Consider the following 24,589-nt stretch of genomic DNA (forward strand, 5'->3'; position numbering starts at 1 on the left):
CGATAGGTTCTCCGGCTAATTCATTCAGGTAACTAGGATGGCACGTCAGGCCGCGCCCGCCAATCGCGCCGCTTCTTCCAGGTCCACGCTGACCAGGCGGCTGACGCCCGGCTCACGCATGGTCACGCCCGACAGCTGGTGCGCGGCCTCCATCGTCGCCTTGTTATGGCTGACGAACAGGAACTGCACCTTCTCGCTCATTTCCTTGACCATGTTGGCCAGGCGGCCGACGTTGGCTTCGTCCAGCGGCGCGTCCACCTCGTCCAGCAGGCAGAACGGGGCGGGATTCAACTGGAAGATGGCGAACACCAGCGCCACTGCGGTCATCGCCTTCTCGCCGCCGGACAGCAGCGAGATGCTGGACACGCGCTTGCCCGGCGGGCGCGCCATGATGGTCACACCCGTGTCGAGCAGGTCTTCTCCGGTCAGTTCCAGGTAGGCGTGGCCACCACCGAACAGGCGCGGATACAGCGCCTGGACGCCGGCGTTGACGCGGTCGAAGGTGTCCTTGAAGCGCCCGCGGGTCTCTCGATCGATCTTGCGGATGGCATCCTCAAGTGTTTCCAGCGCCGTGGTCAGGTCGGCGTGCTGCGAATCCAGGTAGTCCGAACGCTGCGAAGCCTCGCCGTACTCGTGGATGGCGGCCAGGTTGACCGGCTCCAGCCGGCGCATGCGTGCGTCGATCTGGTGCACGGCCTGCTCCCAGTCGCCCAGGCGGGCGTCCTCGGGTAGTGCATTGAGCACGTCCTGCAGCACGAAGCCGGCCTTTTCCACCGCCGCCTGCAGGGTGTCGGCGCTGAGCACCAAGGCCTGCTGGTCGAGCTTGCGCTGCGAAATGCGCTCGCGCTGGGCCAACGCCTGTTCGTCGCGCTGGTGGCGGGTCTGCTCGTAGTTGCGCAGCTCGGCGTCGATGCCGTCAAGCAGCGTGCGTGCCTCGGTCAGCACGCGATCGGCGCGCACCCGCTCTTCCAGCGCGTTCTGGTGTTCGGCCTGCAGCGATTCGACCGGCGAATCCCCTTCGTCCAGCTGCGAGTGCAGCTCGCCCAGCCGCGCATCCAGCTGCCCGCGCTGGGTGTCCATGCGTTCCAGCGCCTGGCTCAACGAGGCCAGCTGCGCACGCTGCGATTCCAGGGTCAGGGCCAGCGAATGCGCGCGCTCGCGTACCGCACGGGCGGCATCGCGGGCCAGGTCGCGGGCCTCGGTCAACTGCCGACGTTCGCCCTCCAGCCGCTGCCGGGTCGATTCCAGGTCGCCCATGCTGCTGACCGCACTCTCCAGCCGCGAGCGCGCTTCACGCGCCTGCTCGTTGTTGGCTTCCAGCGTTTCCTGCAACTGCTTCAGCTCGCCCTCGATGCGGTCGATGCGGGTGCGTGCCGCTTCCACCTTGCCCTGCTGGCCCTGCAGCTGGCCGGCCAGCTCGGACACCGCGCGGTGGGCCTGGTAGAGCGCGCGCTGCGCATCCTCGCGCTGCTGCTCGGCCGCCTGCAGCTGCTCACGGAAACCGCTCAGCTGCTCTTCCAGCTCGGCCTCGCGGTCCTGCAGCTGCTCGATCTGCTCACGCAGTTCGTTGATCTCACGCTCGCGCAGCAGCGCACCCTGCTCGGCGGCACCGGAGCGCGACACGCGCAGCCAGCCCTGGCCCAGGCGCTCGCCGCCCTGGGTGATGATCGAATCGCCTTCCGGCAGGCTGGCCTGCAGGGCCTTCGCCTCGGACAGATCCTTCGCACCATGCAGGTGCGCCAGCAGCCGACGGATCGCTGCCGGGCCGCGCACGCGTGCCGCCAGCGAGGTCGGCGCCACCTTCAGTTCAGCAGCATCGTCGGCGACCAGCGCAATGTGGCCTTCGCCAAGTTCGCCCAGCGCGCCGACCAGGCTGGCCGGATCATCGACCAGCACGCCTTCGATCAGCTGGCCGAGCGCACTTTCCACCGCGTTTTCCCAGCCGGCATCCACGTCCAGGCGTTCGCCGACGCGCGCCGCCGAATCCAGCCCGCGCGCCTTCAGCCAGGCCACGGCTGCACCCTGCTCCTGGCCCAGCGCGGCCTGCTGCAGGGTCTCCAGCGAGGCCAGGCGACCGCGCAGGCCGTTGGCCTGCTTGCGCAGTTCAGCCAGTTCGTTCTGGCCATTGCGCTGCTGTTCCTGCACCGCCGCCACGCCCTGCTTGCGCAGCTCGACGTCTTCACTCAATTCATCCAGCGCGGCCTTCTGCGTGTCGTGCTGCAGGTGCAGCTGCTCGAAGGCTTCTTCCAGCGCGTCCACGTCCAGGCCTGCGCGTTCGGCGGCCAGGGCCTCGCGACGCCGGTCGGCGTCGAGGATCTGCTTGTCCAGGTAGTCCACGCGCGTGCGCTCGACATCGCCGGCGCGCGAGGCTTCCGAACTCTGCGAGGTGTGCTGTTCCCAGCGTTGCTGCCAGCTGGCCAGCCGCTCTTCAGCCTCGCGCAGGCTTTCCTGCTTGATCTCGTTTTCTTCCTGCAGTTCTTCCAGCTGCGGAGTGGCGGCCTCCACCGCCTCGCGCAGCACCCTCAGTTTGGCCTCGTCGCCGCTGATGTGCTGGCCCAGTTCGGCCAGGGCCTGCTGGGTTTCATCGCGCGCCTTGTGCAGGCGCTGCGACAGCTCGCGCTGGTGCTGGATCTGCTGCTCCAGGCGCGCCAGCGTGCTGCCGACCTGGTAGACCGCAGCCTGCGCGGTGTTCAGCGCGTCGGCGGCCTCTTCGCGCCGCGCGCGCGAGGTCTCGATGCGGGCCTCGGCGTCGCGCTGGTCGGCGATCAGCTGCTGCAGCTTGGTCTCTTCCTGCGACAGGCCTTCGCGCAGCTTCGACAGGCGCCCGTCGAGGCCGCGGAATTCCAGCGCCTTCCACTCGGCATCCTTGACCCGGCGCTCTTCCTGCAGGGCTTGGTACTGCTCGGCCTGCTTGGCCTGGCGCTTGAGGTGCTCCAGCTGCTTGCTGATCTCGTCGCGCAGGTCGCCCAGCCGGTCCAGGTTCTCGCGGGTGTGGCGGATGCGGGTCTCGGTCTCCTTGCGGCGCTCCTTGTACTTGGAGATGCCGGCCGCCTCTTCCAGGTAGACGCGCAGGTCTTCCGGGCGTGCTTCGATGATCTGGCTGATCATGCCCTGCTCGATGATCGAGTAGCTGCGCGGGCCCAGGCCGGTGCCGAGGAACAGGTCGGTGATGTCGCGGCGGCGGCACTTGGTGCCGTTGAGGTAGTAGTTGCTGGTACCGTCGCGGCTGACCGTGCGCTTGACCGAGATTTCGTTGAACGCGGCGTACTCGCCGGAGATCGTGTGGTCGGAGTTGTCGAAGATCAGCTCGACCGTGGCCTGCGAGACCGGCTTGCGGGCGTTGGAACCGGAGAAGATCACGTCGGTCAGCGAGTCGCCGCGCAGGCGGCTGGCCGAACTCTCGCCCATGACCCAGCGCACGGCGTCGATGATGTTCGACTTGCCGCAGCCATTGGGGCCCACCACGCCGGTCATGTTGGTCGGCAGGTGCAGGGTGGTCGGATCGACGAACGACTTGAAGCCGGACAGCTTGATCGTGGAAAGACGCATGGCGTGATTGGGTTCCAACAGGCGCCCAGAGGGCGTCCGTATTGTGGATGTCAGGTCAGCCAGCACCTCAAGCCATTGATTTCAAAAGAATTCAATGAAGCCAAGGGTGACACAATGGAATGAGTATAACGGCGCGAATGTTCCACGGGCGGGATGACCGGCTCGGAGCGCGCTTGAAATGGGTCCAGATGTCGCTTTGCGCCTGGGGCGACGGATTTCCAAGCCACCGATCAAATCGCAAGTCATTGATATTTATTGATTGTTGGACCGATTCACAGCCCTGCACATCAGAAGCCGTGCAGGATGGGGGGATGCATCGACCGCTTCTATTTACCCCCGCCGACGGCGCGATGACCGCTCCCGTGCTCGGCGGGACCGCTTGGCTGGATGCCCATACCCCTTGGCCAACCAGCATCCATGGACACGCACTGCTTCACTTGGCCAGTTTTCCAGCCGCATTCATTCGAAGCCACGTCGCCGGACTGTACATCGCGCCTGGGCTGAGCATTTCGGTCTTCACGCCATATATCACCTCGGGCGAGCAGAGATTGGAAGAAGCCATGGACCAGGGCGGTCGCGTGGTCGTTCACTGGCCTGGGCATGAACCAAGAGACTCTCCCTGCGCGCCGATTGGGCCACTCCGCATTTGTGCCGGGATGGCGCTGAGTGAGGGCGAAACACCTCACGGAACTTCGAAAATTGGTGGGCGGCCTTACTGGCTGCAGGATGACGCATCGGAAGACCAGGCGTTCGTCCTTCAGTTCGACGACTTCGATCTTGATAAGGCAGCCCCGACACATCAAGGAATCCTGATCGGCGGGATGGGCTATCTGTTGCTTGATCGCAACATTCCTTCACCTTCGATGGACTGCGGTCGATTCGTCATCCAGACCACTTGAGAGCTGCCCATGCAGATACAGATCAGCGGCCAGTATGGCGATCCGCCGTCAGGCGCCCTTTTTGCCCCGCTCCAGAGACAACTGAACATCTGCTTCGAGCGTCATGTGAAGGGGAACTATCTTCGATCCATCACCAAATTCGGAATCGTTCTTCGGGTCTCCGGGACGATCTGGACATTCGAACCGGATGGACCAGACCGCTTGATGCTGTTTCTCAAAAGGCAGCTGCTGACCATGGATATGGTCTACGCCTGCCAGCCTTGGAAAACCATCGACAGGAACGCCCTCGTACCTGTTGTATCAGCAGACATGGCGACCTGTATCGACATGATGATCGAACGCGCACGTCGTGCAGGAGAACTTCTGCAAGCCGATCAACTACGGATGGACGTTGCCAATGCGCTTGCAGGTTTCGAGCGCTACTTCCTGGGTGAGGCTGTCTAGCAAGCAGTGGTGCAGCACGGAGGCCAAGTCGAGCATGGCTCGACTCTACATACCCGGCGATCGCCCAAAACAAAACGGGCACCCTTGCGGGCGCCCGTTCTGCGGTGATGCCAGGCCTTGCGGCGTGGGATCAGGCTTCGGCGACGACGACAACCTTGACGGTGGTCTCGACGTCGGCGTGCAGGTGGATCAGCACGTCGTACTCGCCAATGTTGCGGAAGGCGCCTTCGCCCAGGATGACTTCGCTCTTTTCCAGCGGCAGGCCGGCGGCGGTGAAGGCCTCGGCGATGTCGCGCGGGCCGACCGAGCCGTACAGCTTGCCTTCGGTCGAAGCGTTGGCGGCGATGGTCACGCTCGCGCCTTCCAGCTTGGCCTTGCGGCCTTCAGCGTCGGCGTGGATGGCCTGGGCCTTGGCTTCGTATTCGGCGCGCTTGGCTTCGAACTCGGCCTTGTTGCTCTCGGTGGCCGGCACGGCCTTGCCCTGCGGCACGAGGAAGTTGCGGCCGTAGCCCGGCTTCACATCAACCAGGTCGCCCAGGTTGCCGAGGTTGGTGACTTTCTGCAGGAGGATCAGCTGCATGGTATTGCTCCAGATAAGTTATTCGTTAGCGAGGCGATGCCCCGCAACAAAGGCTGTCCGAATAGCTGGCACAGCGGGGGCGGCGTCGGGCCGCCCCGCCTGCATCAGACGTCGTGGTTGTCGGTGTACGGGATCAGGGCCAGGAAGCGAGCGCGCTTGACGGCGGTCGCCAGCTGGCGCTGGTACTTCGACTTGGTACCGGTGACGCGGCTCGGCACGATCTTGCCGTTCTCGGTCAGGTACTGGCGCAGGGTGTTGAGATCCTTGTAGTCGATCTCCTTCACACCTTCAGCAGTGAACTTGCAGAACTTGCGGCGACGGAAGAACTTGGACATGGGAAGGCTCCTTAGGCGGCGGAAGCGGCGTCGTCGCCGGCTTCGTTGTCAGCGGTGGTGTTGGACTCGCCTTCTTCGTCGTCACGACGACGGCGCTCACCGCGCTCCGGCTTGTCACCCTTCTCGTCCTTGCTCTTCATGATCAGCGACTGCTCGGTGTCAGCCTCGTCACGCTTGATGACCAGGTTGCGCAGCACGGCGTCGTTGAAGCGGAAGCTCTCGGTCAGTTCGTTCAGAACGGCCTGGTCGGCTTCGATGTTCATCAGCACGTAGTGGGCCTTCACCAGGTTCTGGATCGGGTACGCCAGCTGGCGGCGGCCCCAGTCTTCCAGACGGTGGATGGTGCCGTTGCCGTTCTCGACCAGCGACTTGTAGCGCTCGATCATGGCCGGGACCTGCTCGCTCTGGTCCGGGTGGACCATGAACACGATTTCGTAATGACGACTCATGTTTTTTCTACCTTTCGGATGTGGCCTCGCGGCCGGACAGCCCCCCGCCGTTGAGACCGCGGTGGGGCAAGGATTCCCGCCAGGAAGGCAGGAAGCCGCGCATTATGGCGCAGATGAGGCGGCCGGGCAACCGATGGGCCACCTGGCACCCTGAACCGGGGGCGAGCGCCCAACCCGGGTTGGGCCCTACCAGAACGATCAGGTCCCGCCGGGCCGTCAGGCCTTGTCGGCGTCGGTGGTGAAGCTCTCGCCGCAACCACACTCGGCGGTGGCGTTCGGGTTGCTGAACGTGAAGGTCTCGCTCAGGCCGTGCTTGCCGAAGTCGATCACGGTGCCGTCCACCAGCGCCAGGCTCTTGGCGTCGACATAGATCTTCACGCCGTCCTGCTCGAACACGGTATCGCCCTCGCGCTCATCGCGGGCCAGGTCGGTGATGTGGCCCCAGCCGGAGCAGCCGGTCCTGGTCACGCCGAAACGCAGGCCCAGCGCACCGGGGGTCTGGGCGACAAAGCGCTGCACGCGCTCGAAGGCAATGGGGGTCAGGCTGACGGCCATGGGGCTACTCCAGAGGTACGGGGACATTATAAGGAGCCGTTGCCGCGAAAAATGCCTCGCAAGCAGAACGCTGCAACCGGTAAACTCCCGTGTTCACAGATCGAGTCGATCAGCAGAGGATTCAAGTCATGACGGTGGTCAGCGTTGAACATGCGCTTGCCGGGAAGATCCCGGAAGGCGGCGAAGTCACGGTACGCGGATGGGTGCGCACGGTGCGCGGTTCAGCGAATCTGGCCTTCGTGAATGTGAGCGACGGCTCCTGCTTCGCCCCGATCCAGGTGGTGGCCAACGACAGCCTGGGCAACTTCGACGAGATCAAGCGCCTGACCAGCGGCTGCTCGGTCATCGCCACCGGCACCCTGGTGAAGTCGCAGGGCAAGGGCCAGTCGTTCGAGATCCAGGCCAGCGCCCTGGAAGTGGTCGGCTGGGTCGAAGACCCGCTCACCTACCCGATCCAGCCCAAGCCGATGTCGCCGGAGTTCCTGCGCGAAGTGGCGCACCTGCGCCCGCGCACCAACCTGTTCGGCGCAGTCACCCGCATCCGCAACTGCCTGGCCCAGGCCGTGCACCGCTTCTTCCACGAGAACGGCTTCAACTGGATCAGCACCCCGATCATCACCACCTCCGACGCCGAAGGCGCCGGCCAGATGTTCCGCGTGTCCACCCTGGACATGGTGAACCTGCCGCGTGACGAGAAGGGCGCGATCGATTTCAGCCGCGACTTCTTCGGCAAGGAAACGTTCCTGACCGTGTCCGGCCAGCTGAACGTCGAGGCCTACTGCCTGGCGCTGAGCAAGGTCTACACCTTCGGCCCGACCTTCCGCGCCGAGAACAGCCACACCACCCGCCATCTGGCGGAGTTCTGGATGATCGAGCCGGAAATCGCCTTCGCCGACCTGGCCGAAGACGCACGCCTGGCCGAAGAGTTCCTGAAGTACCTGTTCCGCGCCGTGCTGAACGAGCGCAGCGACGACCTGGCCTTCATCGCCGAGCGCGTGGACAAGAACGCGATCACCAAGCTGGAAGACTTCATCAACGCGCCGTTCGAGCGCATCGACTACACCGATGCGGTCAGCCTGCTGCAGAAGTCCGGCAGGAAGTTCGACTTCCCGGTGGAATGGGGCCTGGACCTGCAGACCGAGCACGAGCGCTGGCTGACCGAGGAGCATGTCGGTCGTCCGGTGGTGGTGACCAACTATCCGGAGCACATCAAGGCCTTCTACATGCGCCTGAACGACGACGGCAAGACCGTTGCCGCGATGGACGTGCTGGCCCCGGGCATCGGCGAGATCATCGGTGGCAGCCAGCGTGAGGAGCGCCTGGACGTGCTGGACGCGCGCATGGCCCAGTTCGGCCTGGATCGTGAGCACTACAGCTGGTACCGCGACTTCCGCCGCTATGGCTCGGTGCCGCACGCCGGCTTCGGCCTGGGCTTCGAACGCCTGGTGGTGTACGTCTGCGGGCTGTCCAACATCCGCGATGCGATCCCCTACCCGCGTGCCCCGGGCAGCGCGGACTTCTAAGCCCCATACGACCACGGAGGTACTGCCCCCATGACCCTGTTCTTCGCCCTGTGTTTCGTCGGCGTTGCAGTGGCCGGGTTCAGTGCCTTCGTGATCTTCTGGCCGCTGACCCTGGTGCACGTGCGCGACCGCCATCCGGCGCTTGCCGAGCGCTTCGGCAGCGGTGCCTTCCTCAAGCCCGATGCCCTGGCCTGGCTGCTGCGCCGCGACTATCGCCAGCAGCCGGACCGCTCGCTGTCCGGGCTGGCGACGCCGGCCTGGGTATCGCTGCTGACCCTGCTGGCCGGACTGGGCATGGCTGCCCTGCTCTGGCTGGCCTCGCTCTGGTAACCCCCATGAATGACATTTCTGCCTCGCGCGACAGCTGGTGGCTGGCCAGCCTCGGCAACACCCTGATCTGGGCGCGCCTGCGCGTTCGCCCGGCCGGCACCGCTGAGGTGCTCGACAGCGATGGCAACACGCTGAGCTATGACAGCGAAGACACCGCCCGTTCGCAGCTGTTCGACGCCGAATTCGTCGAGTATGACGGCCTGGACGAGGAAGACGCGCTGGTGCGCGGCTTCAGCCTGCACGAAGTGCAGCCGCCGCAGGCCGACAACGACGAGGGCCTGCGCGGCCGCATGATCCAGTCGCTGGGCGCGCGCGCCTGATCCAGGCATGTTCACTCCACGCGCCTTCGCCGAGACCGACCTGCTCTGGCTGGACCGCCTGCTGGCGCGCGATCCGTTCGTCACCGTGCTCACCCCCGGCAGCGATGGCCTGCCGGAGCTGACGCGGATGCCGGTGCTGTACCGGCGCGAGGGCGAGCGCATCGAGCTGCGCGGGCACTGGGCCCGCGCCAACCCGCAGTCGCGCCACAGCGGTGCGGCCAAGGTGCTGGTCGACGGACCACACGGCTACGTCTCGGCCAGCTGGTATCCGGACAAGGAGCCTGCCGCACGGGTGCCGACCTGGAACTACGCCGCCGCCGAGCTGCGTGGCCAGCTGCACACCTTCGACGATGCCGGTGCGCTGGCCGAACTGGTCGGCGCGATCAGCGATCACTTCGAAGCCAGTGTCTGCCAGGCCTGGCAGTTCGATGCCACGCGCGCCGAACATGGCCCGGAACTGCGTGCCATCGTCGGCTTCCGTTTCCAGGTCGAACACGTGCAGCTGAAGCTGAAGCTGAGCCAGAACCATCCCGACGCCAACCAGCGCGCCGTGATCGCCGAACTGGAACAGCTGGGCACTCCTTCCTCCACCGAGTTGGCGCAGTGGATGCGCTGGCACCGCGAACAGGCCGCCCGCAGCGGCTGAACACCCCAGATTCCCGCGACGTCGCAGCCGGATGGCTGCGGTGCGCCCCCACCCGACGCCAGGGACCCGAACATGAAAGACATCCACAAGCTGCTGCAGAACAACCGCGACTGGGCCGACCGCATCGAGAAGGAGGACCCCGACTTCTTCCACCAGCTGGCCAAGCAGCAGCATCCCGAGTACCTGTGGATCGGCTGCTCCGATTCGCGGGTGCCGGCCAACCAGATCATCGGCATGGCGCCGGGCGAAGTGTTCGTGCACCGCAACGTCGCCAACGTGGTCGCCCACACCGACCTTAACTGCCTGAGCGTGGTGCAGTACGCAGTGGACCAGCTGAAGGTCAAGCACATCCTGATCGTCGGCCACTACGGCTGCGGCGGCGTGCATGCCTGCCTGCACAACACCCGCGTCGGCCTGGCCGACAACTGGCTGCGCCATGTCGGTGACGTGGTGCAGAAGCACCAGGGCATCCTCGACGCCATCGAAGACGACGAACTCAAGCACGCCCGGCTGTGCGAGCTGAACGTGATCGAGCAGGTCGCCAACCTCTGCCGCTCGACCATCGTGCTGGATGCCTGGGCCCGCGGCCAGAAGCTGATGGTGCACGGCTGGGTCTACAGCCTGAAAGACGGCCGCGTGCGTGAAATGGGCATCGACGTCGGTTCGCTGGATGAACTGCAGCCAGCGTATGAAAAAGCGCTGTCCTTCGTGCCGCGCAAGGGCCGTCGCGACTGATCCCCTACGGATGACCACCATGCTCGCTTCGCCGATCAACCTGCACGCCTGGATCGAAGAGAACCGCCACCTGCTGAAGCCGCCGGTGGGCAACAAGATGATCGACAACGGCGATTTCATCGTGATGGTGGTCGGCGGGCCGAACTCGCGTACCGACTACCACTACGACGAAGGCCCCGAGTGGTTCTACCAGCTCGAAGGCGAGATGGTGCTGAAGGTGCAGGAGGACGGCGCGGTACGCGACATTCCGATCCGCGCCGGCGAGATCTTCCTGTTGCCGGCGAAGGTGCCGCACTCGCCGCGGCGCCCGCCCGGGGGCATCGGCCTGGTGGTCGAGCGCAAGCGGCTGCCGCATGAGATGGACGGCGTGATCTGGCACTGCGAGCGCTGCAACCACAAGCTGCACGAAGAGTATTTCCCGCTGCAGAACATCGAGACCGACCTGCCCAAGGTGTTTGCGCACTACCACGCCAGCCTGGAACTGCGTACCTGCAGCCAGTGCGGACACGTGGATCCGCTGCCGGTGCCGGCGGCGGGCTGAGCACCTGCCCCTGTAGAGCCGAGCCCATGCTCGGCTTCGTGGCCCGGCAGCCGAGCATGGGCTCGGCTCTACAGGTTCGGCGGCAGGCACGCCGCCAGGCGCTACACTGGCGGTCCCGTTGCAGCCTGTTGCCCGACCATGTCCGACCTGCTCAGCCGCACCCACGCCATCGCCCTGGACGCCGCCGATCCGCTGCGCCCGCTGCGTGGCGAATTCCTGATTCCGCGCCATGGTGGCGGCGAGCAGACCTACTTCGTCGGCAACTCGCTGGGCCTGCAGCCGCGCGGTGCGCAGGCCGCGGTGCAGGAAGTGATGAAACAATGGGGCGAACTGGCGGTGGAAGGCCACTTCACCGGCCCGACGCAGTGGCTGTCGTACCACCGCCTGGTGAGCGCGCAGCTGGCCCGTTTGGTCGGCGCACTGCCCAGCGAGGTGGTAGCGATGAACACGCTGAGCGTGAACCTGCACCTGATGATGGTCAGCTTCTACCGGCCGACCACGCAGCGCCCGCTGATCCTGATGGAAGCCGGCGCATTCCCGACCGACCGCCACGCGGTGGAAGCTCAGATCCGCTTCCATGGTTTCGACCCGGCCGCGTGCCTGGTGGAAGTGCAGCCGGACGAAGCCAACGGCACGATTTCGCTGGCCGCGATCGAACGCGCCATCGCCGAGCACGGCCCGCGCCTGGCGCTGGTGCTGTGGCCCGGCGTGCAGTACCGCACCGGCCAGGCCTTCGACCTCGATGCGATCACCCGCGCCGCACGCCTGCAGGGCGCACGCATCGGCTTCGACCTGGCGCACTCGGTTGGCAACCTGCCGCTGCGCCTGCATGACATCGCACCCGACTTCGCCGTGTGGTGCCACTACAAGTACCTCAACAGCGGCCCGGGCGCGGTGGCCGGCGCGTTCGTGCACGAGCGCCACCACCGCGACACCACCCTGCCGCGCTTTGCCGGCTGGTGGGGCCATGAGGAATCGACCCGCTTCCAGATGGCGCCCCAGTTCACCCCGGCCATCGGTGCCGAAGGCTGGCAGCTCAGCAATCCACCGATCCTTGGCCTGGCACCACTGCGTGCCTCGCTGGACCTGTTTGAGCGTGCCGGCATGGAGGCGCTGCGCAGCAAATCGCTGGCGCTGACCGGCCTGCTCGAAGCACTGGTCCGCGCACGCCTGCCGCAGGTGCTGGACATCATTACCCCGGCCGATCCGCAGCGCCGCGGCTGCCAGTTGTCGCTGCGCGTGATCGGTGGCCGCGAGCGTGGCCGTGCACTGTTCGAGCACCTGCGCGGCATCGGCGTGCTCGGCGACTGGCGCGAGCCTGACGTGATCCGCATCTCGCCCACCCCGCTCTACAACCGCTACCTGGACGTGCACCATTTCGTCGAGGAAGTGGAAGCCTGGGCCGGCCTGTAAGCCGGCCCCTCCCCCTGCTGCTGGACAGTTCGTTGATCGCACACGCCTCCCGCTCGTTGAGCATTATCGGTGCCGGCCTTGCCGGGTCCCTGCTGGCCATCCTGCTGTCACGGCAAGGCTGGCGCATCACCCTGTACGAACGCCGTGGCGATCCCCGCATTGCCGACTACGAGAGCGGTCGTTCGATCAACCTGGCGTTGGCCGAGCGCGGGCGCAATGCACTGCGCCAGGCCGGTGTGGAAGACGAGGTGATGGCGCGCGCCGTGATGATGCGCGGGCGCATGGTGCATCCACGCGACGGCGAACCGCAGCTGCAGCGCTATGGCCGCGACGACAGCGAGGTGATCTGGTCGATCCATCGCAGCGATCTGAACACCACGCTGCTGGAACTGGCCGAACAGGCCGGTGCCACCGTGCATTTCCATCGTCGCCTGCATACCGTGGATTTCGATGCGGGCTACGCGCGTTTCATCGATGACCGTGACGACAGCCCGCACGACATCCGCTTTGACACCCTGATCGGCGCCGACGGCGCGGGCTCGGCACTGCGCGCGGCGATGAACCGTCGTGCGCCGCTGGGCGAGGACATCGCCTTCCTTGACCATTCGTACAAGGAACTGGAGATCCCGCCGGCTGCCGATGGCGGCTTCCGCATCGAGCGCAATGCGCTGCACATCTGGCCGCGCGGCCACTACATGTGCATCGCGTTGCCCAATCACGAAGGCACTTTCACGGTCACCCTGTTCCTGCCCAACCAGGGCGATCCCAGCTTCGCCACGGTCAATACCGGTGCGCAGGCCGAGGCCCTGTTCGCACGCGAGTTCGCCGACGCGCTGCCGTTGATCCCGAACCTGCGCGTGGACTGGGAACAGCACCCGCCGGGCCTGCTCGGTACGCTCACCCTCGACCGCTGGCATCAGCAGGGCCGCGCCGTGCTGATCGGTGACGCTGCGCATGCGATGGTGCCGTTCCACGGCCAGGGCATGAACTGCGCGTTCGAGGATTGCGTGGCTCTGGCCCGCCATCTGATGGAAGCGGATGATCTGGAAGGTGCGTTCGCCGCGTTCGAGGCCGAACGCAAACCGAATGCACGTGCCATCCAGCAGATGGCGCTTGAGAACTACCTGGAGATGCGCGACCGCGTGGCCGACCCTGCATTCCTGCTGCAACGCGAGCTGGAGCAGGAACTGCAGCGGCGCTGGCCGACCCGCTTCGTGCCGCATTACACGATGGTCACCTTCCTGCACACGCCCTACGCCGAGGCGCTGCGCCGCACCGAACTGCAGCGCGACCTGCTGGTTGCAGCCACCACCGGTCACGATTCACTGGACAACATCGACTGGGCCGCACTGGAAGCGCAGATCCACGCACAGTTGCCCGTCCTGGAGGGCGCGCACTGATGGCCGACAGCTTCCTGTTCTACGACCTGGAAACCTTCGGCCAGGACCCGCGGCGCACCCGCATCTCGCAGTTCGCCGCGATCCGCACCGATGCCGACCTCAACGAGATCGACACGCCGGTCAGCTTCTTCGTGCGCCCGGCCGATGACCTGCTGCCCTCGCCGATGGCCACCCTGGTCACCGGCATCACCCCGCAGCAGGCCCTGGCCGAGGGTATCAGCGAGGCCGAAGCCTTCGACCGCATCAACGAACTGATGTCGCGATCCGGCACCTGCGCGCTGGGCTACAACACGCTGCGCTTCGACGATGAGTTCGTCCGCTACGGGTTGTTCCGCAACTTCCACGATCCCTACGAACGCGAGTGGCGCAACGGCAATTCGCGCTGGGACCTGCTGGACATGCTGCGGCTGATGCGCGCGATGCGCCCGGACGGCATCCGGTGGCCGCTGCGCGAGGACGGCGCCACCTCGTTCAAGCTCGAGCACCTGGCCGAGGCCAACAATGTGCGCGAAGGCGATGCGCACGAAGCGCTGTCAGACGTGCGCGCCACCATCGGCATGGCACGGCTGTTCAAGCAGTCGCAGCCGCGCCTGTGGGAGTACGCGCTGAAGCTGCGCGACAAGCGCTTCGTCGGCGGCCTGCTGGACGTGGCGGCGATGAAGCCGGTTCTGCACATTTCCATGCGCTACCCTGCCAGCCGCCTGTGCGCCGCACCGGTTCTGCCCTTGGCCGTGCACCCGACCATCAACAACCGGGTGATCGTGTTCGACCTGGAGGGCGAGATCGACGACCTGCTCGACCTGCCGGCCGAGGTGATCGCACAGCGCCTGTACATGCGGGCCAGCGAGCTGCCCGAAGGCGTGGCACGCGTGCCGCTGAAGGAAGTACACCTGAACAAGGTGCCGGCACTGATCGCATGGAACCACCTGCGCGCCGATGACCATGCGCGCCTCGGCCTGGACGTGGCCGCGATCGAAGCCAAGGTGGAACGGCTGCGCGCGTTCGCTCCACAGCTGGCCGAGAAGGCACGCCAGGTCTACAACCAGCCCCGCGTCGCGACCGTGGCCGATGTCGATGCCTCGCTGTATGACGGCTTCCTCGGCAATGGCGACAAGCCGCTGCTGGCGCTGGCACGCACCACCGCGCCGGAGCAGCTGGCCGCGCTGGAAGGCCGCTTCCGCGACCCGCGCCTGCCGGAGCTGCTGTTCCGCTACCGTGCGCGCAATCATCCCGACAGCCTCGCGCCGGCTGAACGCCAGCGCTGGCAGGATTACCGGCGCCAGCGCCTGCTCGGCGACGGCGGCCTGGGCGAACTCAACCTGCCCCAGTACCAGCAACAGCTCGATGCGCTGGCCGCCGAGTCGCCCGACGACGCGCGGCGCCAGGCCCTGCTGCAATCGTTGCGCGACTGGGGCCAGCACCTGCAGGAGACCTTGTGAGTACCTATTTCTCGGACGCCAGCTTCAAGTTCCTGCGCAGCCTGGCGCGCCACAACGAAAAGGCGTGGTTCAACGACCACCGCCAGCAGTACGAAGAGCATGTGCGACAGCCGTTCCTGCGCCTGTTGGGTGATCTTCAGCCAGCCCTTGCCGAGGTCAGCGAACACTTCCGCGCCGATACCCGCGGCGTCGGCGGCTCCCTGTTCCGCATCCACCGCGACGCGCGTTTCTCCAACGACAAATCGCCTTACAAGACCTGGCAGGGTGCGCGCCTGTTCCATGAGCGCCGTCGCGAAGTGGCCGCGCCCTCGTTCTATGTGCACCTGCAGCCAAGCGAGAGCTTTGTCGGTGCCGGCCTGTGGCACCCGGAACCGGAAACCCAGCGCCGCGTGCGCCACTTCATCCTCGACAACCCGGGCAGCTGGAAGGCCGCCGCGCATGCGCCGGCCCTGCGCAAGCGCTTCGATTTCGAGGAGAGCGAGAAGCTGGTGCGGCCCCCGCGTGGCTTCCCGGCCGACTTCGAGTTCATCGACGACCTCAAGCACCGCAACTGGGTGATGTGGCGCTCGCTGGACGACGCCACCATGACCGGCCCACGCCTGCTGTCCACGCTGGGCAAGGACCTGGCCGCGCTCGGCCCGTTCGTCGACTACCTGTGCGCTGCGCTGGACCTGGAATTCTGATGTCGCAGAATCTTCCGCTGGCCCGCCAGCGGCGCGTGCTCGGCCGCACCGGCCTGGCCGTTTCACCGATCGGGTTGGGCTGCTCCGGCTTCTGGGGTCATCGCCGCTTCCCCGAGCATGAGGCAGCTGCCGTGGTCGAGCATGCGCTTGCCCACGGGGTGAACCTGCTCGATACCGGTCACAACTATTCCGGCTTCCATGCCGAGCCGCGCCTGGGCCGCATCCTGCGCCCGTTGCTGAAGCAGTACCCGCGCGATTCACTGGTGATCTCAAGCAAGGGCGGCACGCTGACCGGCCAGGCCGGCATCAGCGGCGCCGAGCAACGCAATTTCTCGCCCGCGGCCATCACCGCCAGCTGCGAGGCGTCGCTGCGCAACCTCGGCCTGGACCATCTTGATGTCTACCAGCTGCATGGCGCCAGCGAACACGACATCAGTGACGACCTGCTGGCGGCACTGCAGCGCCTGCGCGAACGTGGGTTGATCCGATACACCGGCATCAACACCCACTCGGCCTCGACCCTGCGCTGGATGATCGCCCATCCAGATGCCTTCGATGTGGTGCTGCTGGACTACAACGCCCTGCAGCAGGACCGCGAACCGCTTATCGATCAGCTGCAGGCAGTGGGCATCGGCGTGCTGGCCGGCACCGTGCTGGCGCAGGGCCACCTGCTGCCCGCACGCCCGCGCCTGCCACGGCTGGCCGATGGCTGGTACCTGGCGCGCGCCTGGCTGAAACCCAGCAGCCGCCAGCTGATGCGCAGTGCCCGCCAGATGCGCCGGGCAGTGGCCACGATCCACAGCCAGCGTCCGGCCCAGACCGCCTTCGCCTACGCATTGGGGCATCCCGGTGTGGCCAGCGGCATCCTCGGCACCACCCGCATCCGCAGCCTGGACGAGGTCTTGGCAACGCGCGTGGAGGCGCTGAGCCCGGCGGAACGGCAACAGCTGGTCGATGCCTTCGGTGATGGCCGTGGTTCGCCCAGTCAGTGAGTCTTCACCCGGCACTGCCGCCGTTGCGGCAGTCTGTCCGGCATGAAGAAGCTCACCGCACTGCTTGTGCTGCTGGTCCTGGCCTTGGCGGCCTGGTGGTTCGGCGGCCCGTACCTGACTGTCAATGGCTTGTCCAAGGCCATCGAACAGCGCGACACCGCGCGCCTGGAGCGTTACGTCGATTTCCCGCGCGTGCGCAGCAGCCTGCGTGCGCAGCTCAATGATTACCTGGTGCGCCAGGCGGGCCCGGACGTGGCGGCCAGCCCGTTCGGAGCCCTGCTCTACGGCCTGGGCGATCAGCTCGGGGGGGCCGCGGTGGAAACCATGGTGACCCCGACCGGGATCGGCGCGATGCTGCAGGGCCACGTGCTGTGGAAGCGTGGCCGCAATGAACTGCAGGGCGGCGATGCCTTCGGCCCGACCGAACCCGCGCGACCGTTGAAGCACGCCGAGCACCATTTCGAGGCGTTCGATCGCTTCGTGATCGATGTGGATCGCGGCCCCGGCCAGCCACCGATGAAGGTGGTGCTGGAGCCGCAGGGCCTGCGCTGGAAAGTGGTGGACCTGCAGCTGGGGATGTCGGGCAGCCCTTGATCGGACCCGTGGCCTGACGGCAGCGCCAACCAAGGTTGGCACCTACCGGTCGAATCCGCCCTATCCCTCGTTGGCGACGCCGTGCGGTACGTGGCCGGCAGCCACATGCTCGCGGGCGCTGTCGATGTTGTGCTGCGAATCATCGAAGAAGATGTCGGCACCGAAGGCCTGCAGGAACGGCCCCTTGTGCCGGCCGCCGAGGAACAGCGCTTCGTCCAGGCGCACGCCCCACTCCCGCAGGGTGCGGATCACCCGCTCGTGCGCCGGGGCCGACCGCGCGGTCACCAGTGCGGTACGGATCGGCGCGCTGTCGCCAGCCGGGAACACTTCCTGCAGCGTGTGCAGGGCCGACAGGAAGCCGCGGAAGGGGCCGCCACTGAGTGGCTCGCGGGCGCGTTCGCGTTCGTGGCGGCCAAAGGCTTCCACGCCCTGCTCGCGCGAAATGCGCTCACTCTCGTCACCGAAGATCACGGCGTCACCATCGAAGGCGATGCGCAGCTGCCCGGCAGGGCGGCCGATGTCGATCTGGTCTGCCGCTGCGGCCGCGGTCTCACCCGGTGGTTTGGGCAGGATGGTCGCCGCCGCGATGCCATGGCGCAGCGCGCTGCGCACCGATTCCGGGTTGGCCGACAGGAACAGGTCAGTGCCGAACGGCTTCACATACGGCCAGGTCGGCTCGCCAGCGGTGAACGTCGCACGGATGATGCCCAGGCCGTAGTGCTGGATCGAGTTGAAGATGCGCAGGCCGGTATCGGCCGAGTTGCGCGACAGCAGGATCACCTCGACCCGCGGGTTCTCCGGGCTGGCGCCCTGGTTCAGTGCCAGCAGCTTGCGCACCACGGGAAAGGCCACGCCGGGGCCGAGGATGTCGTCCTCATGCTGGCGCTGGAACTCGGCATAGGCCGCCACGCCATCGCTCTCGAACAGCGCATGGCTTTCCTCGAGGTCGAACAGCGCGCGCGAGGTGACCGCGACGGTCAGCAAACGGGGGGAGTTGTCGCCCATCGGTGGGGGTCCTTCAAGCGGTCGGCGGGGCCGGCCGCCCATTGTCCTCAAAAAACGAACTGTTCGCTCAGGATCCGGTCTTCCAGGTTGTGCTCCGGGTCGAACAGCAGGGTTACGCGGCGGTCCTTCGACTCGCGGATGGTCACCTCGACCACGTCGCGGGTCTCGTGCGAATCCGCAGTGACGCTGACCGGGCGCTTGTAGGGATCCAGCACGCGGAAACGCACCTCGGTGTCGGCCTTGAGAATCGCCCCGCGCCAACGACGCGGCCGGTACGGGGCCAACGGCGTCAGCGCGATGGTGTGCGAGCCCAGCGGCAGCACCGGACCGTGCGCGGAATAGTTGTAGGCGGTGCTGCCGGCCGGGGTGGCCACCAGCACGCCGTCACCGATCAGTTCGGCCACGCGTTCCTGGCCGTTGAGGTCGATGCCGATATGCGCGGCCTGCCGGGTCTGGCGCAACAGCGACACGTCGTTGTAGGCCAGCGAACCGGTACTGGTGCCCGACTCGGTCAGCGCCACCATTTCCAGCGGGCGCAGGTTGGCCGGTTCAGCACGGGCAATGCGGGCCTGCACGTCGTCGTCGCCACGGTACTGGTTCATCAGGAAGCCGACGGTGCCCAGCTTCATGCCGAACACCGGCTTGCCCAGGTGCCCGTGCCGATGCAGGGTCTGCAGCATGAAGCCGTCGCCGCCCAGCGGACACAGCACGTCGGCCTGCTCCGGCGCGTGATCGCCATAGCGCGAGACCATCGCGGCGCGGGCCATCTGTGCAGGTTCGGTGGCGCTGGCCAGGAAGGCGATGCGGGGGGTGTCGCTCATCGGTGGATCCGGGTGGGTGTGCCAGCAAGAGCATACCCGGTCGTGCCGGCCGCTGGCCGGCTGCTGCACCCGGTTGCGATTCATGAGGTTGCCGGCCAGCGGCCGGCACTACCAGACAATGCAGAACGGCCCCGCTTTCGCGGGGCCGTTCCTCCAACTGCTGCAGATCAGGAGCCCCCCTGAGTCAGGGGGGCGCGCCAACGGCGCGGGGGTCTGGGAGCATGGTTGGCATGGGGCCCACGGTTTGCAGAGCAATCCGTGGGGCGTCAGCGCGAATGCGCTTACGCACCATGCGCGGCCAGCTGGCCCAGGCGCTGCACCGCGACCGAGACGGTCGGGTAGTCCAGGGTCTTCTGCTCGGCCAGTTCGGCCAGCATCGCCAGGGTGAAGCGCAGGCTGTTGTCGTCGCGGCCCATCCAGGCAGCGACCTTGGCCTCGGCACTGTTGCCCTTGGTGCCCAGCACCTGCCCGGCCAGGTTGCGGTGGTTGGCTGCCAGCTCGTCACGCAGCACGCCACGCGCCACCGCGTGCCAACGACCGTTGACCTCCAACGCGTCGACCTGCTCGAACAGCCACGGCAGCTGCAGGGCATCGCCCAAGCGGAAGTGGACCTTGGACACGTCCACCGGCTTCAGCTTGCGGGTGCGGGCCAGTTCGATGATGTCGAACGCCGGCTCCAGGAAGTGCAGTTCGGCCAGCTGCTGTGCCAGTGCAGACGGCAGGCCCTTTTCCTTCCACTCGGCCACCAGGGCTTCGTAGGTCGGACGCTGCGAATCCGGCAGCACACCCGAAGCAACGCGGATGTCGTTGAACGGACCCTGGTAGCGGTTGACCGCTTCGGTGATGCCCGGCATCGCGCCCGGGCGCGACAGCAGCCAGCGCACGAACGAGCGCTGCAGCTTCCAGATCACTTCCAGCGCATCGATCTGCACCGACTCCGGTACCTTGCCGTCGAGGGCATCGATCTGCGCCCACAGCGCGCGTGCATCCAGCGTTTCGCGGCTGATGGTGTAGGCCTTGGCGACCTCGGCGATGGAACGGCCGGTGTCTTCCTGCATGCGCATCAGGAAGGTGGCGCCCATGCGGTTGATGGTCTGGTTGGTTACGGCCGTGGCGATGATTTCGCGCTTCAGGCGGTGACGCTCCATCGCGTCGGCGTACTTCTTCTGCAGCGGGGTCGGGAAGTAGCGCTGCAGTTCCTTGGACAGGTACGGATCTTCCGGGATGTCCGAATCCAGCAGCTGGTTGAACGCCACCAGCTTGGAGTAGGACAGCAGCACCGACAGTTCCGGACGGGTCAGGCCCTGGCCGCGTGCCTTGCGCTGGGACAGCTCGGCGTCGGACGGCAGGAACTCGATCTGGCGGTCGAGCAGGCCCTGCTGTTCCAGGGTACGGATGAAGTGCTGCTTGGACCCCAGGCGCTTGACCGCCATCCGCTCCATCAGGCTCAGTGCCTGGTTCTGGCGATAGTTGTCGTTGAGCACCAGCTCGGCGACTTCATCGGTCATCGAGGCCAGCAGCTTGTTGCGCTGCTCGACGGTCAGCTTCTTGGCCCGCACCACATCGTTGAGCAGGATCTTGATGTTGACTTCGTGGTCGGAGGTGTCGACACCGGCCGAGTTGTCGATGAAGTCGGTGTTGAGCAGCACGCCAGCCTGGGCAGCTTCGATGCGGCCCAGCTGGGTCATGCCCAGGTTGCCGCCCTCGCCCACCACCTTGCAGCGCAGCTCGCCACCGTTCACGCGCAGTGCGTTGTTGGCGCGGTCGCCGACATCACTGTGCTGCTCGCTGGCGGCCTTGACGTAGGTACCGATGCCGCCGTTCCACAGCAGGTCGACCGGCGCCTTCAGGATCGCGCTCATCAGATCGTTCGGCGACAGCGCCTTGACGTTCTCGTCCAGGCCCAGCGCTTCACGCACCTGCGGGGTGATCTCGATCGACTTCAGGCTGCGCGGGTACACGCCGCCGCCCTTGCTGATCAGCTTGGTGTCGTAGTCCGCCCAGCTCGAACGCGGCAGGGTGAACAGGCGCTCACGCTCGATGAACGACGTGGCCGCATCCGGATTCGGGTCCAGGAAGATGTGGCGGTGGTCGAACGCAGCGACCAGGCGGATATGGCGCGACAGCAGCATGCCGTTGCCGAACACGTCGCCGGACATGTCGCCGACGCCGACCGCAGTGAAGTCCTGGCTCTGGCTGTCACGGCCCAGCGCACGGAAGTGGCGCTTGACCGATTCCCACGCGCCGCGCGCGGTGATGCCCATGCCCTTGTGGTCGTAGCCGACCGAACCACCGGAGGCGAACGCATCGCCCATCCAGAAGCCGTGCGCGATGGCCAGGCCGTTGGCGATGTCGGAGAAGGTCGCGGTGCCCTTGTCGGCGGCCACCACCAGGTACGGATCGTCCATGTCGTGGCGCACGACATCCACCGGCGGCACGATCTTGTTGTTGACGATGTTGTCGGTGATGTCCAGCAGGCCCTGGATGAACAGCTTGTAGCAGGCCACGCCATTGGCGAAGATCGCGTCGCGATCGCCGTTCACCGGCGGGGTCTTGGCGAAGAAGCCACCCTTCGCGCCGACCGGCACGATGACGGTGTTCTTGACCATCTGTGCCTTGACCAGGCCCAGCACTTCGGTGCGGAAGTCTTCGCGACGGTCCGACCAGCGCAGGCCGCCACGCGCAACCGCACCAAAGCGCAGGTGGGTACCTTCCACGCGCGGACCGTACACGAAGATCTCGCGGTACGGGCGCGGCTTCGGCAGGTCCGGCACCAGCGCCGAATCGAACTTGAAGCTGATGACATGGCCGTGCTGGCCGTTGGCATCGGTCTGGTAGTAGCTGGTACGCAGGGTCGCGTCGATCACGCCCATGAACGAGCGCAGGATGCGGTCCTCGTCCAGGCTGGACACGCGATCCATCAGCTTCAGCAGCGCATCGCGCGCGGCCTGCATCTGCGCGTCGCGGTCACCCTTGCGGGCATCGACCACGCTCTTGAGCACCTTCAGGGTGGCATCGTCGCCAGCGGCCAGCACATCGAAGTGGGCCTTCAGCTGGGCCTGGCCGGCCGCGATGTCGTCCTTGCTCTCATGGCCGGTGGCCGGATCGAAGCGGGCCTCGAACAGTTCGACCAGCAGGCGGGCCAGCAGCGGGTAACGCGCGAAGGTGCCTTCCACGTAGGCCTGCGAGAACGGCACGCCGGTCTGCAGCAGGTACTTGCAGTAGCCACGCAGCATGGCGACCTGGCGCCAGTGCAGGCCAGCTGCCAGCACCAGGCGGTTGAAGCCGTCGTTCTCGGCGTCGCCGTGCCAGACGCGGGCGAAGGTCTCGCCGAAGGCTTCATCGACACTGGCGGCATCGATCGCGCCAGCGGTCGACTCGACCTCGAAGTCCTGCACGTACACCGGCGCGTTGTCGACCGACAGGCGGTACGGACGTTCGGCGATCACGCGCAGGCCCATGTTTTCCATCATCGGCAGCGCGTCCGACAGCGGGATGTCATCCAGCTGGCGATACAGCTTCAGGCGCAGGCCATCGCCGCTTTCGCGCGGCACGGCCTGCAGGCTCAGGCGCAGGTCGTCCGGGCCGGTCAGCGCGTCGAGCTGGCTGACATCGTTGGCGGCAACGGCGGTGCTGTTGTCTTCGATGTAGCCGGCCGGCAGCGCCTTGCCGATGCGGGCGGCGATGCGCAGGCCTTCGGTCTCGCCGTGGCGGCTCACCAGCGCTTCGCGCAGGTCGTCCTGCCAGTTGCGCAGCACCTGCGCCAGCTTCTGCTCCAGTTCGGCGGTGTCGACGTCGAGCATTTCACCCGGCTTCGGGCGCACGATCAGGTGCACCTGCGCCAGCGGCGATTCGCCCAGCACCACCGAGCTGTCGACGAACTCGCCGTGCAGCGCGTCCTTGAGCATTGCTTCGATGCGCAGGCGCACGTCGGTGTTGAAGCGCTCGCGCGGCAGGTAGACCAGCGCGGAGATGAAACGGCTGTACTTGTCGCGGCGCAGGAACAGGCGGCTGCGCACGCGTTCCTGCAGGCCCAGCACGCCCATCGCGGTGCGGAACAGTTCGTCCTCGCTGGACTGGAACAGTTCTTCGCGCGGCAGGGTTTCCAGGATATGGCGCAGGGCCTTGCCACTGTGGCTGGCGGGGGCCAACCCGGACTGCTTCATCACGTGCTCGTGGCGCTGGCGCACCAGCGGGATTTCCCACGGGCGACGGTTGTAGGCGCTGGAGGTGAACAGCCCGAGGAAACGCTGCTCGCCGATGATCTTGCCCTTGGCGTCGAACTCCAGCACGCCGATGTAGTCCATGTAGCCGGCGCGGTGCACGCGCGAACGGGCATTGGTCTTGGTCAGGATCAGCGCATCCTTCAAACCGGACGTGGTGTTCAGGCCCTGCGCGGCCAGCGTCTTGACCGGACGGGCGGCGGACTTGTCCTTGCCACGCATCAGGCCCAGGCCGGTGTCGTTCAGCGGCGCCAGCACCTCTTCCTTGCCCTGCTTCTCGACGCGGTACTCGCGGTAGCCGAAGAAGGTGAAGTGGTTGTCAGCGGCCCAGCGCAGGAACTCCTGTGCTTCCTTGCGCGACGCGTCGTCGACCGGCAGCTGGCGGCTGCCCAGGTCGTCGGCCAGTGCCAGCGCCTTGTCCTTCATCGGCTGCCAGTCGCGCACGATCGCACGCACTTCATCCAGCGCCTTGTTGATGGCCTGCTCGATGGCAGCCATTGCATCGGCCGGCTGGCGGTCGATCTCCAGCAGCATCACCGACTCGGCATCACCTTCGCCGACCTTGACCAGCTTGCCGGCCTTGTCGCGGGTGAAACGCAGTACCGGGTGGCCCAGCACGTGGACGCCCACGCCCTGCTCGGCCAGCGACATGGTGACGGTATCGACCAGGAACGGCATGTCGTCGTTGACGATCTGCAGCACGGTATGCGGCGATTCCCAACCGTTGGCCTTCGCGGTCGGATTGAACACGCGGACGTTGGCCTTGCCAGCCTTGCGGGCCCGGGCGAATTCCAGCGTCTCAGCCGCGAGAGCGGCCCACTCTTCAGCGCTGTGGTGCGGGAACTCGTCCGACTCCATGCGCTTGTAGAAGTCAGTGGCGAAGGCCACTGCTTCGGCCTGTGCGGCCGCGGGGTAGCGCTTGCGCAAGGCCGTGTACACCGGCTCCAGGGAGAAACCAGCGGTCGCTGCGACCTCCGACTCTGCTGGTTTCATCTTGTTTTTCACGGTCTTGGCTGCGGTTTTTTGCGGTTTCATGGCAGAGCGATGCGCTTGCTCAGTTGGGAAAATGAAATTGTAGCCCTACCGCACGAAAAGGCCTTGCTGCAGGACGGA

Annotated in this window: 22 protein-coding genes; 14 read left to right on the top strand and 8 right to left on the bottom strand. The window is 66.3% G+C overall.

The genetic code is table 11. From position 1 onward, the window contains the following. Window positions 1-45 precede the first annotated feature (45 nt). Window positions 46-3,549, bottom strand: a complete 3,504-nt coding sequence (gene smc / locus ACZ75I_RS12450) for a chromosome segregation protein SMC (RefSeq protein ID WP_472957998.1) — start codon at window positions 3,547-3,549, stop codon at window positions 46-48. Window positions 3,550-3,860: 311 nt separating this feature from the next. On the opposite strand from smc, the gene ACZ75I_RS12455 reads away from it, so the two are divergent. Both ACZ75I_RS12455 and ACZ75I_RS12460 read left to right on the top strand, forming a co-directional pair. Next, on the top strand, window positions 3,861-4,448 hold the full coding sequence (locus tag ACZ75I_RS12455) for a DUF1963 domain-containing protein (RefSeq protein WP_472957999.1): 588 nt from the start codon (window positions 3,861-3,863) through the stop codon (window positions 4,446-4,448). Window positions 4,449-4,457: 9 nt separating this feature from the next. Next, entirely contained in the window at window positions 4,458-4,892 is a 435-nt protein-coding gene (locus tag ACZ75I_RS12460; protein ID WP_472958000.1) for a hypothetical protein, read from the top strand. Between the two features lie 130 nt (window positions 4,893-5,022). On the opposite strand, the gene rplI is transcribed toward ACZ75I_RS12460, so the two are convergent. The 4 genes from rplI to ACZ75I_RS12480 all read right to left on the bottom strand — a co-directional run bounded on the left by rplI (window position 5,023) and on the right by ACZ75I_RS12480 (window position 6,811). Continuing rightward, window positions 5,023-5,472 (bottom strand): 50S ribosomal protein L9, encoded by a 450-nt coding sequence (gene rplI, locus ACZ75I_RS12465; RefSeq protein ID WP_021202733.1) that lies wholly within the window; start codon window positions 5,470-5,472, stop codon window positions 5,023-5,025. A 104-nt stretch (window positions 5,473-5,576) separates the two neighbouring features. Continuing rightward, window positions 5,577-5,807, bottom strand: coding sequence for a 30S ribosomal protein S18 (gene rpsR / locus ACZ75I_RS12470; RefSeq protein ID WP_002804494.1), 231 nt, complete (start codon window positions 5,805-5,807; stop codon window positions 5,577-5,579). A gap of 11 nt (window positions 5,808-5,818) precedes the next feature. Continuing rightward, a complete protein-coding gene (rpsF, locus tag ACZ75I_RS12475) occupies window positions 5,819-6,256 on the bottom strand; it encodes a 30S ribosomal protein S6 (RefSeq protein ID WP_005417400.1) in 438 nt (145 codons plus the stop codon). Between the two features lie 216 nt (window positions 6,257-6,472). Continuing rightward, complete coding sequence (locus ACZ75I_RS12480; protein WP_134968195.1) at window positions 6,473-6,811, bottom strand: HesB/IscA family protein; 339 nt, start codon at window positions 6,809-6,811, stop codon at window positions 6,473-6,475. Window positions 6,812-6,939: 128 nt separating this feature from the next. Between ACZ75I_RS12480 and asnS the strand changes: the two genes are divergently transcribed. From asnS to ACZ75I_RS12540, 12 genes are all read left to right on the top strand, one after another. Next, entirely contained in the window at window positions 6,940-8,334 is a 1,395-nt protein-coding gene (gene asnS / locus ACZ75I_RS12485) for an asparagine--tRNA ligase (RefSeq protein ID WP_134968194.1), read from the top strand. Between the two features lie 30 nt (window positions 8,335-8,364). Beyond that, a complete protein-coding gene (locus tag ACZ75I_RS12490; RefSeq protein WP_005417403.1) occupies window positions 8,365-8,664 on the top strand; it encodes a hypothetical protein in 300 nt (99 codons plus the stop codon). 5 nt (window positions 8,665-8,669) lie between these two features. Next, window positions 8,670-8,984, top strand: coding sequence for a hypothetical protein (locus tag ACZ75I_RS12495; RefSeq protein WP_005417404.1), 315 nt, complete (start codon window positions 8,670-8,672; stop codon window positions 8,982-8,984). A gap of 7 nt (window positions 8,985-8,991) precedes the next feature. Continuing rightward, complete coding sequence (locus ACZ75I_RS12500) at window positions 8,992-9,630, top strand: FMN-binding negative transcriptional regulator (protein WP_180869854.1); 639 nt, start codon at window positions 8,992-8,994, stop codon at window positions 9,628-9,630. A gap of 72 nt (window positions 9,631-9,702) precedes the next feature. Then, entirely contained in the window at window positions 9,703-10,365 is a 663-nt protein-coding gene (can, locus tag ACZ75I_RS12505) for a carbonate dehydratase (protein WP_134971234.1), read from the top strand. Between the two features lie 19 nt (window positions 10,366-10,384). Next, on the top strand, window positions 10,385-10,906 hold the full coding sequence (locus ACZ75I_RS12510) for a 3-hydroxyanthranilate 3,4-dioxygenase (RefSeq protein WP_134968191.1): 522 nt from the start codon (window positions 10,385-10,387) through the stop codon (window positions 10,904-10,906). A 138-nt stretch (window positions 10,907-11,044) separates the two neighbouring features. After that, window positions 11,045-12,319, top strand: a complete 1,275-nt coding sequence (kynU, locus tag ACZ75I_RS12515; RefSeq protein WP_472958007.1) for a kynureninase — start codon at window positions 11,045-11,047, stop codon at window positions 12,317-12,319. A 32-nt stretch (window positions 12,320-12,351) separates the two neighbouring features. Then, a complete protein-coding gene (locus ACZ75I_RS12520; protein ID WP_242891143.1) occupies window positions 12,352-13,719 on the top strand; it encodes an FAD-dependent oxidoreductase in 1,368 nt (455 codons plus the stop codon). After that, entirely contained in the window at window positions 13,719-15,158 is a 1,440-nt protein-coding gene (gene sbcB / locus ACZ75I_RS12525; RefSeq protein ID WP_061480081.1) for an exodeoxyribonuclease I, read from the top strand. Before ACZ75I_RS12520 ends, sbcB begins: the two co-directional genes overlap by 1 nt. Further along, window positions 15,155-15,841 carry a DUF2461 domain-containing protein gene (locus ACZ75I_RS12530; protein ID WP_472958008.1) on the top strand — a complete coding sequence of 229 codons (687 nt, stop codon included), beginning with the start codon at window positions 15,155-15,157 and terminating at the stop codon, window positions 15,839-15,841. Before sbcB ends, ACZ75I_RS12530 begins: the two co-directional genes overlap by 4 nt. Beyond that, the gene (locus ACZ75I_RS12535) at window positions 15,841-16,833 is read left to right on the top strand and encodes an aldo/keto reductase (protein WP_061480082.1); all 993 of its coding nucleotides are present in this window, start codon (window positions 15,841-15,843) and stop codon (window positions 16,831-16,833) included. The genes ACZ75I_RS12530 and ACZ75I_RS12535 overlap by 1 nt, the downstream gene beginning before the upstream one ends. 42 nt (window positions 16,834-16,875) lie before the next feature. Continuing rightward, a complete protein-coding gene (locus ACZ75I_RS12540; RefSeq protein ID WP_061480083.1) occupies window positions 16,876-17,427 on the top strand; it encodes a DUF2939 domain-containing protein in 552 nt (183 codons plus the stop codon). A gap of 60 nt (window positions 17,428-17,487) precedes the next feature. On the opposite strand, the gene ACZ75I_RS12545 is transcribed toward ACZ75I_RS12540, so the two are convergent. The 3 genes from ACZ75I_RS12545 to ACZ75I_RS12555 all read right to left on the bottom strand — a co-directional run bounded on the left by ACZ75I_RS12545 (window position 17,488) and on the right by ACZ75I_RS12555 (window position 24,469). After that, window positions 17,488-18,432, bottom strand: a complete 945-nt coding sequence (locus ACZ75I_RS12545; RefSeq protein ID WP_061480084.1) for a 5'-nucleotidase — start codon at window positions 18,430-18,432, stop codon at window positions 17,488-17,490. Between the two features lie 47 nt (window positions 18,433-18,479). Then, a complete protein-coding gene (locus tag ACZ75I_RS12550; RefSeq protein WP_032962058.1) occupies window positions 18,480-19,253 on the bottom strand; it encodes an NAD kinase in 774 nt (257 codons plus the stop codon). Between the two features lie 281 nt (window positions 19,254-19,534). Further along, window positions 19,535-24,469, bottom strand: coding sequence for an NAD-glutamate dehydrogenase (locus ACZ75I_RS12555; protein ID WP_429000341.1), 4,935 nt, complete (start codon window positions 24,467-24,469; stop codon window positions 19,535-19,537). Window positions 24,470-24,589 lie beyond the last annotated feature (120 nt).

The sequence above is a fragment of the Stenotrophomonas sp. X genome (genome assembly GCF_055721025.1).

Coding starts and splice junctions, on each gene's coding strand:
- ACZ75I_RS12495 (WP_005417404.1), top strand. CDS start 8,670: ATGAATGACATTTCTGCCTCGCGCGACAGCTGGTGGCTGGCCAGCCTC.
- sbcB (WP_061480081.1), top strand. CDS start 13,719: ATGGCCGACAGCTTCCTGTTCTACGACCTGGAAACCTTCGGCCAGGAC.
- rpsR (WP_002804494.1), bottom strand. CDS start 5,807: ATGTCCAAGTTCTTCCGTCGCCGCAAGTTCTGCAAGTTCACTGCTGAA.
- kynU (WP_472958007.1), top strand. CDS start 11,045: ATGTCCGACCTGCTCAGCCGCACCCACGCCATCGCCCTGGACGCCGCC.
- can (WP_134971234.1), top strand. CDS start 9,703: ATGAAAGACATCCACAAGCTGCTGCAGAACAACCGCGACTGGGCCGAC.
- ACZ75I_RS12510 (WP_134968191.1), top strand. CDS start 10,385: ATGCTCGCTTCGCCGATCAACCTGCACGCCTGGATCGAAGAGAACCGC.
- asnS (WP_134968194.1), top strand. CDS start 6,940: ATGACGGTGGTCAGCGTTGAACATGCGCTTGCCGGGAAGATCCCGGAA.
- ACZ75I_RS12455 (WP_472957999.1), top strand. CDS start 3,861: ATGCATCGACCGCTTCTATTTACCCCCGCCGACGGCGCGATGACCGCT.
- smc (WP_472957998.1), bottom strand. CDS start 3,549: ATGCGTCTTTCCACGATCAAGCTGTCCGGCTTCAAGTCGTTCGTCGAT.
- ACZ75I_RS12545 (WP_061480084.1), bottom strand. CDS start 18,432: ATGGGCGACAACTCCCCCCGTTTGCTGACCGTCGCGGTCACCTCGCGC.
- rpsF (WP_005417400.1), bottom strand. CDS start 6,256: ATGAGTCGTCATTACGAAATCGTGTTCATGGTCCACCCGGACCAGAGC.
- rplI (WP_021202733.1), bottom strand. CDS start 5,472: ATGCAGCTGATCCTCCTGCAGAAAGTCACCAACCTCGGCAACCTGGGC.
- ACZ75I_RS12460 (WP_472958000.1), top strand. CDS start 4,458: ATGCAGATACAGATCAGCGGCCAGTATGGCGATCCGCCGTCAGGCGCC.
- ACZ75I_RS12490 (WP_005417403.1), top strand. CDS start 8,365: ATGACCCTGTTCTTCGCCCTGTGTTTCGTCGGCGTTGCAGTGGCCGGG.
- ACZ75I_RS12540 (WP_061480083.1), top strand. CDS start 16,876: ATGAAGAAGCTCACCGCACTGCTTGTGCTGCTGGTCCTGGCCTTGGCG.
- ACZ75I_RS12500 (WP_180869854.1), top strand. CDS start 8,992: ATGTTCACTCCACGCGCCTTCGCCGAGACCGACCTGCTCTGGCTGGAC.
- ACZ75I_RS12480 (WP_134968195.1), bottom strand. CDS start 6,811: ATGGCCGTCAGCCTGACCCCCATTGCCTTCGAGCGCGTGCAGCGCTTT.
- ACZ75I_RS12535 (WP_061480082.1), top strand. CDS start 15,841: ATGTCGCAGAATCTTCCGCTGGCCCGCCAGCGGCGCGTGCTCGGCCGC.
- ACZ75I_RS12555 (WP_429000341.1), bottom strand. CDS start 24,469: ATGAAACCAGCAGAGTCGGAGGTCGCAGCGACCGCTGGTTTCTCCCTG.
- ACZ75I_RS12550 (WP_032962058.1), bottom strand. CDS start 19,253: ATGAGCGACACCCCCCGCATCGCCTTCCTGGCCAGCGCCACCGAACCT.